The organism is Streptococcus downei MFe28 (genome assembly GCF_900459175.1).
Lineage (GTDB): Bacteria > Bacillota > Bacilli > Lactobacillales > Streptococcaceae > Streptococcus > Streptococcus downei.
This window is the reverse complement of record NZ_UHFA01000002.1, coordinates 443,161-456,670: the sequence shown is the minus strand read 5'-3', so window position 1 is coordinate 456,670 and position 13,510 is coordinate 443,161. Positions and strand designations below refer to the sequence as shown.

At 45.9% G+C, this 13,510-nt stretch carries 9 protein-coding genes; 1 reads left to right on the top strand and 8 read right to left on the bottom strand.

The window, feature by feature from the left end; all coding sequences use genetic code 11:
• The first annotated feature begins 67 nt into the window (after positions 1-67).
• Positions 68-607, top strand: a complete 540-nt coding sequence (locus DYE66_RS02130; RefSeq protein WP_002959581.1) for a TetR/AcrR family transcriptional regulator — start codon at positions 68-70, stop codon at positions 605-607.
• Between the two features lie 203 nt (positions 608-810).
• Here DYE66_RS02130 and purH read toward each other — a convergent pair whose 3' ends face one another.
• The 8 genes from purH to DYE66_RS02090 all read right to left on the bottom strand — a co-directional run bounded on the left by purH (position 811) and on the right by DYE66_RS02090 (position 13,509).
• On the bottom strand, positions 811-2,358 hold the full coding sequence (gene purH / locus DYE66_RS02125; protein WP_002996206.1) for a bifunctional phosphoribosylaminoimidazolecarboxamide formyltransferase/IMP cyclohydrolase: 1,548 nt from the start codon (positions 2,356-2,358) through the stop codon (positions 811-813).
• Entirely contained in the window at positions 2,355-3,107 is a 753-nt protein-coding gene (locus DYE66_RS11160) for a hypothetical protein (protein WP_019789041.1), read from the bottom strand. Before DYE66_RS11160 ends, purH begins: the two co-directional genes overlap by 4 nt.
• Positions 3,104-3,658: a phosphoribosylglycinamide formyltransferase gene (purN, locus tag DYE66_RS02115; RefSeq protein ID WP_002996067.1), complete on the bottom strand. Its 555-nt coding sequence runs from the start codon at positions 3,656-3,658 to the stop codon at positions 3,104-3,106. The genes DYE66_RS11160 and purN overlap by 4 nt, the downstream gene beginning before the upstream one ends.
• Positions 3,658-4,677: a phosphoribosylformylglycinamidine cyclo-ligase gene (purM, locus tag DYE66_RS02110; protein WP_002996189.1), complete on the bottom strand. Its 1,020-nt coding sequence runs from the start codon at positions 4,675-4,677 to the stop codon at positions 3,658-3,660. Before purM ends, purN begins: the two co-directional genes overlap by 1 nt.
• Positions 4,678-4,842: 165 nt before the next feature.
• Positions 4,843-6,288, bottom strand: a complete 1,446-nt coding sequence (gene purF / locus DYE66_RS02105; protein ID WP_002996056.1) for an amidophosphoribosyltransferase — start codon at positions 6,286-6,288, stop codon at positions 4,843-4,845.
• Positions 6,289-6,428: 140 nt separating this feature from the next.
• Positions 6,429-10,154: a phosphoribosylformylglycinamidine synthase gene (locus DYE66_RS02100; RefSeq protein ID WP_115324837.1), complete on the bottom strand. Its 3,726-nt coding sequence runs from the start codon at positions 10,152-10,154 to the stop codon at positions 6,429-6,431.
• A 196-nt stretch (positions 10,155-10,350) separates the two neighbouring features.
• Positions 10,351-11,070: a phosphoribosylaminoimidazolesuccinocarboxamide synthase gene (gene purC / locus DYE66_RS02095; RefSeq protein ID WP_002996204.1), complete on the bottom strand. Its 720-nt coding sequence runs from the start codon at positions 11,068-11,070 to the stop codon at positions 10,351-10,353.
• 129 nt (positions 11,071-11,199) lie between these two features.
• Positions 11,200-13,509, bottom strand: coding sequence for an ABC transporter permease (locus DYE66_RS02090; RefSeq protein WP_002996352.1), 2,310 nt, complete (start codon positions 13,507-13,509; stop codon positions 11,200-11,202).
• Position 13,510: the final 1 nt, after the last annotated feature.

Sequence of the window (13,510 nt, the reverse complement as noted above, 5' to 3'; positions counted from 1 at the left end):
GTTTAAAGCATTTGACACAGTTTGCAGCAAAGTGTGACAGCTGCCAGCAAGCAAAGGAGATGAGATGATGCCATTAGACATTAAGCAAGAAATTGAGGAAGCCCTGTTTGACTTATTGGCTATTAGAAAATCACTCAAGGCCATCAGTATCGCTGAACTCAGCGAGCATGCTCAGGTTTCACGACGAACCTTTTACCGCTACTACAGGTCCAAGGAGCAGGTTCTAAGGGCTTATATCGACCGCTTGATGGACGATTACTTTAGACAGATCCAGACCATAGAACTTGCAAGTCCTGAAGACCTTATCCGCTTTTTCATCGGCTATTGGACCAGAGAAGCCGAACGAATGAAGGTTTTACAAGAGGCGAATTTGCTGGGCCTGGTTCCCAACCAGTTTTACAAGTCCCTGCCAAGATTCCGAGATATTATCAAGACAGCCCCTTGGCATCCCGCCAAGCAAGACCAAAAGCAACTACTCTACGACAGTCGCTATCTGGTGGGTGGCCTCTACAGTATCCTAGATGAATGGCTGCGGGAGGACTACCCAGAAATGGGCGTTGAGGAAATCACCAGATTAGCCCTCAATGCCAGCAAACGGATGCGGTGACATGAAAATTAGACCTACAAAACACTCAGCACTGGACCGATTGCATTAAAATGACGATAAAAGAAGAGATTGGGGAAAACTCCAATCTCTTCTTTTATCAATAAACAATTTTATGCAGCAGTTGATGATTAACGGCAAACACCATTATGGGTGAGCTAACTCTAGAGTCAAACCTTACCGAGTTTGTTCTACTCCCCTTTTCATCAATGTCTAAAGTGGCGAACGCCGGTGAAGACCATGGTCAGGCCATGCTTGTTGGCGGCGTCAATGACTTCTTGGTCACGGATGGAGCCACCTGGTTGAACGATGGCCTTGATACCGCTGGCTGCGATTTCTTCCACATTATCGGCAAAGGGGAAGAAGGCATCGCTGGCTAGGACGGCTCCCTCCAGACGACCCGCGGCATGTTCCAGGGCAATCTTGACTGCACCGACCCGATTGGTTTGACCAGGGCCGACACCCAGGGTCATGTGGTCATTGGCCACCAGAATCCCGTTGGACTTGACATACTTGATGGCCTTCCAAGCGAATTCCAGGGCCTCTTTTTCTTGTTGGCTAGGTTGGCGCTCGGTTACGACCTGCCAGTCGGCTGGATTTTCCTTGATGGTGTCTTGATTTTGCACCAGCAGGCCACCGACCACGCCCGTGTATTCCGCTTCGACTTCACTTTGGTCTTGAGCATCAAATGCTAGCTCCAAAATCCGCAGATTTTTCTTCTTGGTGGTCAAGATTTCCAAGGCTTCTGGAGAATAGCTTGGGGCGATGATGATTTCCAAGAAAATGGCGTGCATCTTCTTAGCGGTCGCTGCATCGACCTGGCGGTTGAGAACAACGATTCCGCCAAAGATAGAAACTGAGTCAGCCTCAAAGGCGTAATCCCAGGCGGTCTCAATATCATCAGCCTGACCGATTCCACAAGGATTCATATGCTTGAGGGCCACAACCGTTGGACGGTCCTTGAAGTCGCGAATAATCCGAATGGCTGCATCGGCATCACGGATATTATTGAAGGAAAGTTCCTTCCCATTGAGTTGCTTGGCAGAAGCGATAGAGTAATCGGTTGGCAGACCCTTTTGGTAGAAATCCGCATCCTGTTGGGGATTTTCCCCATAACGCATGGCCTGTTTGAGGTCGTAGGTGAGGGTCAGCTTTTCCGGCTTGCTTTCGCCAACTTGCTTGGTGAAGTAGTCTGCAATCAAGGCATCATAGGCAGCCGTATGGCGATAAACCTTGGCAGCCAGGGCCTGTCTGGTTGGGTAAGTGGTTTCCCCATCTGCTTGCAATTCTTCCAAAACCTTATCATAATCAGCCGGATCCACAACCACGGTCACGCTGGCGTGATTTTTAGCTGCTGAGCGCAACATAGATGGTCCACCGATGTCGATATTTTCCACAGCATCGGCATAGGTCACATCAGGTTTGAGAATGGTTTCCTTGAAAGGATAGAGGTTAACCACCACCAAATCAATCAGCTCAATACCATTGGCCTTTGCAGCTTCAAGATGGCTGTCCAAGTCGCGACGGGCCAAAAGGCCACCGTGAATAGCTGGATGAAGGGTCTTGACCCGGCCGTCCATCATTTCTGGGAAGCCTGTCACATCGTCAATAGCAATGGTGGCAAGACCTGCCTGGTCCAAGGCCTTCTTAGTCCCACCGGTTGAGATAATTTCCCAACCTAGGTCTTTAAGGGCTGTGGCAAATTCGACAATGCCAGTTTTATCTGAAACACTAATCAGTGCACGTTTTGTCATGATTTCTCCTTTGGTAGTTCAATTTTTGAAAAGTTTTTATCTATTTCGCCAAAAAATTTTTCCACTCTATCTTTCCCAAATTCAGTGATTAAACCTTCCTTTTGAAACTTAAAACTCTTAATTTTGTCCATAAAAGTATATTCCATTTTTTCATTGTATTCTACAATCATGTCCTTATAATTTTCGAGCATCATTTTTTGTAGTTTTTTTGTGAATTCTCTAGTGAAAATACCTTTGCTTTCATGGCCAGTAAGTGGATCTAAAATTTTGGGCAAATAGATGACATTCCATGGGGCAGCGAATGCGTAGCAATTAAGTGTTTTACCAAATATATGTGATATTTGGTAATTTACTAATTTCTTTTTCTTATTACTATTCTTTTTACTATAGTCCGTGTATTTTTGTAAAACAGAAGTTGGCTTTTGGTTATTGCTTTTATCTATTTTAATAAAGTCAATACCATAAACGTGCTTATAAAAACACCTCAGCAATTCTTCAGATTCTCTATCTTTCTTATTACCAAATGTACGAACATAAACAGTATTGCCTCGCTTGTTTATGCCTTTACTTCTTTCATCAATTGACTGTTTTAAATCTTTCCAAGCTTCCTCTGCCTCTGGATACTCAATTTTATGAAGCGAAGTATTTGCAAAATTCCACAGCTCATTTAAAATATCTGTATCAGACATACTTGGAAAGACTTTTTCAAAAAAAAGTTTATAACCATCTAATTCGTTATCATTCATCATTTCCTCTCCACTCCAAGGCTTTCTAAGACCTGGGGGTAGAGTTGGTACTCCTGTTCATGAATTCTAGCTTCGAAGCTTTCGATGGTGTCATCAGCTAGGCGGGGAACACGAACTTGCTGAATGACTTGGCCAGTATCGACACTGCTATCTACATAGTGCACGGTCACCCCCGACTGGTCAACGCCTGCATTCCAGGCATCTTCGATACCGTGAGCACCAGGAAATTCAGGTAGGTAGGCTGGGTGGATATTGATAATCCGCCCCTCATAGGCTGCAAGCAAGGTCGGGCCAATAATTTTCATATAACCCGCCAGGACAACTAGGTCAATCTGGTGCTCGACCAGGAGGTCAACCAGAGCCTGCTCGTAGTCAGCTTTGCTGGCAAATTCCTTGAGCTCAAAAGCGAAACTGGCCACGCCCAGCTTTTTCGCCCGTTCAAGAACATGGGCATCCCGATGGTCACTAAAGAGCAGGTCTACAGGGAAATTTTCCGCGATGACCTGAAAATTGGAGCCGTTACCCGAAGCGAAAACTGCAATCTTTTTGGCCATTATTTAATCACCACGCTAGCGTCAGCCTTCTCGACAATCCGCCCCAGTTCGTAGACAGGCTCGTTCAAGAATTCCTTGACCCGTTCAACCTTGTCAGGACTGACGGCCAGCATGAGACCGATGCCCATGTTGAAGATTTCAAACATTTCTTGGTGTTTGATTTGGCCATATTTTTCTAAGGCCTTGAAGATTGGCAGAACTGGTACCTTGGCTTCCTCAATTTCAGCTGCCAAATGGTCGCCAAACATACGAGGAACATTTTCCACAAAACCACCACCGGTGATGTGGGCAATGCCGTTGACCAGACCTTCCTTAACCAAAGGCAGAACAGCCTTGACATAAATCCGTGTTGGCTCAAGCAGGACTTCCTTGAGGGGCTTGCCTTCCAATTCCGGCAGAACTTCGTCACCTGTATAATCGACGAAAACCTTGCGAACCAAGGAATAGCCATTGGAATGAATACCTGAGGAAGCCAGACCCAAGAGGACATCGCCAGCCTGCACCTTTGTGCCATCAATAATTTGGGATTTTTCGGCAATACCAACCGCAAAACCAGCCAGGTCATAGTCATCTGGGCCATACATGCCAGGCATCTCAGCCGTTTCGCCGCCAATCAGGGCAGCACCGGCTTGGACACAGCCTTCGGCCACGCCAGCGACAACCTGCTCCAGTTTGGCCGGTTCGTTTTTACCAGTCGCCACATAGTCGAGGAAATAGAGGGGCTCTGCTCCAGCAGCGATGATGTCATTGACACACATGGCCACACAATCCTGACCAATGGTATCGTGCTTGTCGTACTTGATGGCCAGCATTAGCTTGGTGCCCACACCGTCTGTTCCAGAAATCAAGACCGGCTCCTTGACACCCGTTTGGCTCAAGTCAAACATGCCACCAAAGCCACCCAGGGCTCCCATGACACCGAGGCGTTCGGTCCTAGCCACATGTTTTTTAATCCGCTCGACAACCTCGTAGCCGGCTTCGACATCAACACCCGATTGGGCATAAGCATTTTTAGACATAAGATTTTCCTTTTTTCTATTATTCAGTAGGGAATGAATTTTCTCTTTTAAGGTTTCATCTAAGAGCCAAGAAAACTCTTAGGGGCTTTCCCCCAGCCACCTTCTATAAAAGCATTTTGAACTGTCCAGCTCTAAAGGAGCTGAAAAACTGGCAAGACCAAACGCCTAGTTTCTAAAGAAGGAGGTCTTCTCTTTAAGGCTTTGGAGGTAGCGTTCCTCATAGTCATAGAGGGGAGTCGGATAATCGCCATCAAAATAGGCCACACAGAGGCCACCATTAGGGGCATCTGTGTCCAGACCGACCGACTCAATCAGGCCTTCCTTGGACAGGTAGGTCAGGCTATCGGCCCCGATAATTTGACGAACCTCCTCCACATCGTGGTTGGCCGAAATCAATTCTCGGCGACTCTGGATATCAATCCCATAAAAGCAGGGATACTTGAGCTCAGGACTACCGATGGCCACGTGGACCTCCTTAGCCCCTGCTTCTCGCAGGAGTTGGACAATCCGTCGACTGGTCGTTCCCCGAACGATGGAGTCATCAATCATGACCACCCGCTTGTCCTTAACGACGCCAGAGACGGCTGAAAGTTTCATTCTGACCCCTTGCTCGCGCAATTCTTGGGTCGGTTGAATGAAGGTCCGCTGGGTGTATTGATTTTTAATCAGCCCCATTTCATTAGGCAAGCCAGATTCTTCGGCGAAGCCCATGGCTGCTGAGAGGGAGGAATTGGGCACTCCAACCACAATATCGGCTTGATGCTCGAATTCCTGGGCCAGCCTGCGGCCCATGTTCTTGCGGGCTGTATGCACGTTGACCCCGTGAATGGTCGAGTCCGGCCGAGCAAAGTAGATGTATTCCATGGAGCAGATGGCCAGCTGGGTATCTGTCGTGTAGGTGTCAAATTCAATCCCGCTGTCATCAATAATGACTAGCTGACCCGGTTCGACATCCTGCACCCATTCAGCACCGACCACCTCAAAGGCACAGGTCTCGCTAGAAACCACCCAGGCTCCATTTTTCATCTTACCGATGGAGAGAGGCCGAAATCCGTTAGGATCCAAGGCAGCAATCAACTTACCCTCAGCCATGAGCAGGTAGGCAAAGCCCCCCTTAACCCTATTGAGCGCCTCCTTGACCTTGTCAATAAAGTTGCTCTTTCGGCTGTGGCGAATCAGGTGCATGATGATTTCGCTATCCGATGTGCTGGAAAAAATCGCCCCCTTATCCTCCAGTTCAGCCCTCAAGGTCTGGGCATTGGTCAGATTCCCATTGTGGGCCAGACCCAAATGGCCATCGTGAAAGCGAAAATGAAAGGGTTGGATATTGTCAATGGTCGCTTCACCAGCCGTCGCATAACGGACATGGCCGATAGCACTATTTCCCTCTAGTTTAGCAAGGTCTGCAGGATTTTTAAAAACTTCCGAAACCAAGCCAACATCGCGGTGACGTTTAAGATCGCCCCCATTATTGACTAGAATTCCAGCCCCTTCCTGTCCTCGATGTTGAAGACTGTGGAGACCGAAATAGGTCACTTGGGCGGCTTGGGGATGGCCCCAAATCCCAAAAATTCCACATTCTTCATTTAAAGATTTTACTTCGTATGTCATTGTTTTACCTAACATTGTCTTGTTTTGACATTTTTTCTGAGTTAGCACGCATGCAAGCAAGGCTCCTAGAATCCATCAGCCTTTGCCCCAATCGATTTGGCTAAGGCCGACCAGACCAAGAGAACTCTAGCTCTACACTCCTACTTACCAGTAAAGTAGCGGACTGCTGACTCAAAGAGTTTTTGATCCTTGTTACCTGGGATGTTTTGGAAAAGTCCAGCTTCCCACCGCTCCGAGTGTCCCATCTTACCAATGATTTGACCATTCTTGCTAGTAATGCCTTCAATCGCATGACTTGAGCCATTTGGATTGTATTTAGAGTCCATGCTTGGCTGGCCATCAAAGTCAACATACTGGCTCCAAATTTGACCATTATCTCGCAGTTCCTTGAACTCTTGGCCGCTGACCACGAACTTTCCTTCCCCGTGGGAAACAGGAATGGCATGAATATCACCGACCTCAATACCTGCCAACCAAGGTGAATTAGTATTGGCAACACGAGTTTCCACCATCTTAGCCACGTGTTGGTTGGCATCGTTGTAAAAGAGGGTTGGGCTAGTTTCACCAGCCTCTTCAAAATTACCATAAGGAAGCAGGCCAGATTTAACCAGGGCTTGGAAACCATTACAGATACCGATGATGAGACCCCCTCGATCTATGAAGGCATCGATAGCTCGGCGAACCTTTTGGTTGAGCAGGATATTGACAATAAACTTAGCGGAGCCGTCTGGTTCGTCGGCAGCTGAGAAGCCACCAGCGAAGAAGATAATATTGGCCTTGTCAATCTTGTCAACCATGGTGTCAACCGAAGCCGCAATCGCAGCTGCATCCAGGGTCACAAAGGGTACAAGCTCAACCTGAGCGCCCGCAGCCTCAAAGGCCTTGGCCGAGTCGTATTCGGAATTGGTCCCAGGAAAGACTGGAATGTAAACCAGAGGTTTGTCCACTTGAGTCTTCGCTGTTTTGACAAAGTCTGTCAAGACAGCTGGCACCCCTTGGAGCTCTTCTGCTTGCTTAAATTCTGTCGGGTAAACTTCTTCAAGTTTGCCTTCGAAGGCTGCTAGGAGCTTTTCTCCAGATAGGTTGACATCATTGACAAGCAGTCTAAAGTCTGAATTGGTTTGACCCAGCTTGACAAATCCGTCAATCTCGTCAGGAGAGCTAAAGACAAAGCCGCCCAACTGTCCTGTCAAGCTAGTGTCAAGGTTGTCAACTTGGACGTCAACCCCGATATGATTGCCAAAAGTCATCAAGGCTAGGCTTTCCATCAGGCCACCGTATTTGACAGCCGAGGCTGCTGTGATCCTGTATTGCTTTTGCAGGTCCGCAAATTTTTCAAAATTGCCCTTAATCAGGTCGAAATCAATGGTTTGGCTGAGGGCCTGACCAGGAAGGTAGTAGATATTTTCACCAGCCGCCTTGAATTCTGGGGAGAGAACCGCATCACTATTAGCGGTCGTTACACCGAAGGCCACCAAGGTGGGAGGAACGGTCAATTCTTCAAAGGTCCCAGACATGGAGTCCTTACCACCGATAGAAGGCAAGCCTAATTGGGTCTGAGCTTCAATGGACCCTAAGAGAGCTGCCAGCGGTTGACCGAAGCGCTCAGCCTGCTTGTCCATCCGCTCGAAGTACTCTTGATAGGAGAAACGCGCCTTGGACCAATCCGCACCCGTCGCTACTAGGCGAGCAGTGGCTTCGATGACTGCGTAGCCTGCTCCGTGGTAAGGGGACCATTCAGCCAGGTAAGGGTTATAGCCCTGAGCCATTACCGAAGCCGTCTTGGTCACCCCATGTTCGACCGGCAACTTTTGCACAGAGCTTTCAGTAGGAGTTACTTGGTAGCGACCACCTAGGGGATGATTGACGGTTGAGCGACCAACCGAGCTATCAAAGATAGTCTGTAGGCCCTTTTGACTAGTGTGATTGAGGTCGGAAAGGACAGCCAAGGTATCAGCTTCCAGACTAGCTGGCGAAGTCCGACGAACTTCTGGCAGATCCAAGTCCTTATCCACAACCTTGGCATCAACCACAACCCGAACACCGTTGGTATCAAGGAAGGACCGTTCAATATCAACAATGGTTTCCCCATTCCAGGTCATGACCAAGTTTGGTTTATCCGTTACTGTCGCTACAAGGACGGCTTGGATATTTTCCTTAGCTGCTTGGGCGATGAAGTTATCCACATCTTCTGGCCGAACCACAACTGCCATCCGCTCTTGACTCTCAGAGATAGCAATTTCGGTACCATTCAGGCCTGCATACTTAAGTGGTACCTTATCCAGGTCTATTTCCAGACCATCTGCCAACTCGCCGATAGCGACACAGACACCACCAGCCCCAAAGTCGTTGGACTTCTTAATCAGGCGGGTTACTTCCTTCTTGCGGAAAAGGCGTTGAATCTTGCGCTCTTCAAGGGCATTCCCCTTTTGCACTTCTGCACCAGCAGTTTCTACAGATTCCACGGTTTGAACCTTGGAAGATCCTGTCGCACCACCGACACCATCACGCCCCGTTTTACCACCTAGCAAGATGACAACATCGCCAGGCTCAGGCTTTTCACGGACAACATTTTCCTTAGGTGCTGCACCAACAACTGCCCCCAGCTCCATGCGCTTAGCGACAAAGCCTGGGTGGAAGTATTCCTTGACGTAGGTCGTGGCTAGGCCAATTTGATTCCCATAGGAGGAATAACCATGGGCAGCCGTTTTGGAAATAACCTGTTGCGGTAACTTCCCAGCCCTAGTTTCAGCAATCGGGGTCGTAATATCACCAGCTCCTGAAATCCGCATGGCCTGATAAACGTAGGAACGACCTGAAAGCGGGTCACGAATAGCACCACCGATACAGGTTGCCGCCCCACCAAAAGGCTCAATTTCTGTCGGGTGATTGTGGGTTTCATTCTTGAACATGAGGAGCCAGGGCTCTTTGACACCATTGACATCAACTTCAATTTCTACCGAGCAGGCATTAATCTCATCAGAAACTTCCATATCATCCAAACGACCATTGGCCCGCTCATAACGACCAAAAATGGTCGCCATATCCATCAGAGTTTGAGGCTTGTCCTCACGCCCCAATTCCTGCCGCATAGCCAAATACTTATCATAGGTTGCCTGCAATTGCTCCTGAAATTTGGACTGGGAGAAATCCAGGTTTCTAAGCTCTGTCTCAAAGGTCGTGTGACGACAGTGGTCAGACCAATAAGTATCCAAGACCTTGAGCTCGGTTTCCGTTGGCACCCGCCCCAATTTTTTAAAGTAGTCCTGAATGAAAACCAGGTCATCCACTTCCATGGCCAGGCCTTCTTGGGCCTTATAAGCCTTGAAGTCTTCAGCCGAGTAAGTCGCAAAGAAATCGAGGTTGGGAATGGTCTTATCAGAATTTGCAAAGGCCTGCGGAGCTAGGGGTTGACTAATATCCTTAAAACGAGAATCAACAGGATTGAGCAAATAAGTCTTGAGAGCTTCCAATTCATCCGCCGCAATGTCCTGATTGACCAAGTAGAGCTGGGCCGTATTGACCTCAACATCTGAGCCGCCTCCCAGTAGCAAGAGGGCTTCCTTGGCACTGGCTGCCCTTTGGTCAAACTGACCAGGCAAGGCCTCAATAGCAAAGAAGGCAGAAGCCTGCAGGTCCTTATTTAGGTCTGCCTGATCCAAGACCTGATCGGTCACCCGTTCAGAAAAAATGTGAGCCTGAGCCTTTTCCAAAAGGTCTGCTGGAAGGTTAAAAACATCGTAGACCTGAACCAGACGTAAGGTTTTCAAGCTCGACAACTGTAAATTATGGGTCAATTCCTTGACAAGAGACGTCGCCTTAACCTGAAAGTCGGCCTTCTTCTCCACAAAAATTCGCTTATCCATGATTAATTCCTTTGTATTAAATTTCCTAACTTATACTCTTGAAGAATCAAAAAATCCCTCGTCAGCTCACTTTGCTGTTCTTCGGTAATGTCTGACCTTGCGACACTCAGATAAAATAGTCGATAAGGCTATTTTATCTGAGTTAGTGAGAGAGCTAGGCAATCGCCATAACGATTGCCATTAGACATCTGCCACTTTAGTGGTTTGATGTCTTTGCTCCTTGCAATTTTTCCAAAACAACTTCGTAGACATCGGTCAGATTGCCCAAATCACGACGAAAGACATCCTTGTCCATGTGGTGGCCATCCTTGTCCCAAAGGCGACAGTTGTCTGGTGAAAATTCATCCGCCAAAATAATTTGGCCATCTTTGTCGAAGCCAAATTCCAACTTGAAATCAATCAACTTGAGACCAATTTGGCTAAACCAGTCGCTCAAAAGACCGTTGATCCGCCGGGTTTCTTCCTTAAGAAAGGCAATCTGCTGATCATCGGCAATATCCAAAAACTTGACGTGCTCATCATTGATAAAGGGATCATCCAGCTCATCATTTTTATAGTAAAACTCAACAATCGGCGTCTCAAACTTGATGCCCTCTTCCAGACCGAAACGCTTGGCAAAAGAACCTGCCGTATAGTTGCGTAAAACCACTTCCAAAGGAATAATTTTAACCTTCTTATTGAGCTGTTCTGTTTCTGACAACTGCTTGACAAAGTGAGTGGCCACACCAGCCGCATTTAATTTCTCAAAAATTAAGGATGAGATTTGATTGTTCAGCACGCCCTTGCCCTTGATGGTCTCCTTGCGAGCCCCATTGAGCATGGTCGCTTGGTCCTTGTAGACCGATACAATCTCATTCTCATCCTCTGTCGTGTAAATATCCTTGGCTTTACCGGTGTAAATGAGTTCTTTTTTCATGAAAATGTTCGCCTTCCCTTTTTGTTCTCCTAAATTTTAACATACCCCACTGACTTATTCAATGTTTTACAGACAATACAAAAAACAAAAACAAAAATAGTTCGCTATTTACGAACTATTTTTGTTTTGCTATTCTGTTAAAAGAGAATAAGGAACAATCGTTTTTATTGACCGAGATAAGAACAAACTAATCACAAAGTTTAAGCCAATAAAAACTAAGGCAAGAAGAAATAAAACTCCTAATGAAACTTGGAAATGATTTTTATAAACTCCAACCAGGCCTAAAACTTCTTGATTTAATAGGGGAATGAGATGAACTTCTAATAGAATGGATAAAAATGCAGCTAGTACTATGACAGGAATAAAGTCAAAAATTAACTGGAAAATCAGTTGCTTATCGGACCAACCTAGAGCCTTATAGATGCCTAGCTCCTGTTTCCGTCTGGTAATCAGTGAATTAATAACCACAAACAAAACTAAGCTAATCATAAATATGGAAAGTGTAAAGACAGCACCTAAGACAAGAGCAATAACTCCCGTATAGAGCCTACTACCAGTCTTAATAACTTGATCGTAATTAGTAACCTTTAAAGAACTATTCGAATGGTTCTTCCTGTATTCTTTTATGAAACGCCTGACAGACGCTCCTTTCTTCAGATAAACATTCAAATGATTCAGTCTCGTTTCAGTAATCTTATGATAGCCTGCCGCCGTCAATTCACAAACCTGTCCTTGATTGTTGACACTTTGGACATAGCCTGTAACTTTATAGGTGTGAGACCTGCCATTATTATCCAGTCTAATCCAATCACCAATTTTATAATGATGAGCTAAGGCACTGCCAATTGCCACCTCATCACTGGTCGAGGGGTTTCTACCTTTATAAATAATATCATTAGTCAACTTAGAGAAGTCTGGTGTTACAAATGCTGTTAGACCTCCATCAGGATCATTGACAGACTGAGTAGAATAGTCTAAAACTTGTTTAACTCTGGAGTCGCTTTTAAGCTCCTTTTTTATATTTTGTAACTCTTGAGGTTTGTCTACAGTAAAAATAGCAGAAGGGAGCTCTTCTGAAAGGGTTCTTAAAAAATTATCGGGCTTACCGGCAGTATTATAAAGCAGTGTCCCTGAGCAAGCGAGTAACATCATGAGTCCTACGGTTAAAACAAACAGTAGCATATTTTGCCAAAAAGACGCAAATACTTGCTTTAAGATTAAAGCCCCCGAGATTCCTAGCTTAGAATTTGCTAGGGAAAAATGATTCGAGAATCGCCGAGTAGAGTCTGTTCTCCTAACAGCATCAATAGGATTGAAGCGATGAATTTTTCTAGCACAAAGATAAGTTAACCCCCCTGTTACTCCAGTCACAAACACCACAATCAGACACAGAGCATAGCTATCAAAGGTCGGCTGAAAGGAGAATCCCGATTGAACTTCTAAAAAGGAAGCGAGAAAAGGAAGTACCAGATAGGAGGTTAGAACCCCCGTAACCGTAGCTATCATAGCCACCAATAGATAAGGAAGCACTTCTGAAAAGATAATCTTAGCACTGGTATAACCCATTGCCTTAAGCACCCCCATATTAACCACTTCTGATTTAAGGTGATTTTGAATTCGAAAAGCACTCAAGAATAAGCTAATGATAAAAACTATCCCAGCTACTGCTATAAAAATAGCAATCAATAAGGTGCTCATCATGGTTCTCGCCTGCTTGACGGTTTTACTATCTTTAATAAGCACAGCTGCAATACCTTTGTCAGACAAGAGCGAAGTCAGTTTTTTCTTCACCACACTAAGATCTGATGACGAACTTACCTTTAGAGAATATTCCGCAACTGAATGTGCCTCTTCTTCCTTGAATAGAGACTGATAAGCATTATGGGGAAGATAGATCCCAATAACATTAGTACCGTAATTGCCGTACTGCATCTCTTCCACGGTCCCAGCGACAGAATAGGTGTAGTCCTTTTTGCCTATAGTGTAGCGTATTTTAGAACCAAGGGGAAAGCCTCCTAGTTTGGAGATATAATTAGGGATATAGACACTCTGACTGGCCACTTTACTAGATTTTGACAACTCAAAGCGATTCAAATTCCTTTTCTGACTACTGTCGTAGAAAACTGTTGTCATTTCAAAGTCCGTCCCTGCAAAATGATGAACCTTAGCCTTGGTAAAAATCCCTTGATGACGCTCTACAAGAGTCACCCCCTGAATTTTATCAATCTCTTTTAATAGGTCTTTACTGTCTTGTTTCTGGGGAATCAAAACATTCAACTGGGCAGTCTTTAATCTGTTAAAGTTCTGATCATAGGCTTTTGATGTTTGAAAAGAGAGAACGAGGGATAGATTGACAATGACCGCTGTCAAAAAGAGCATCAAAGCGAAAGAAAAATAGTGACGCTTTTGCTTCCTGAGATTTTGAAAAGCAAGAAACATA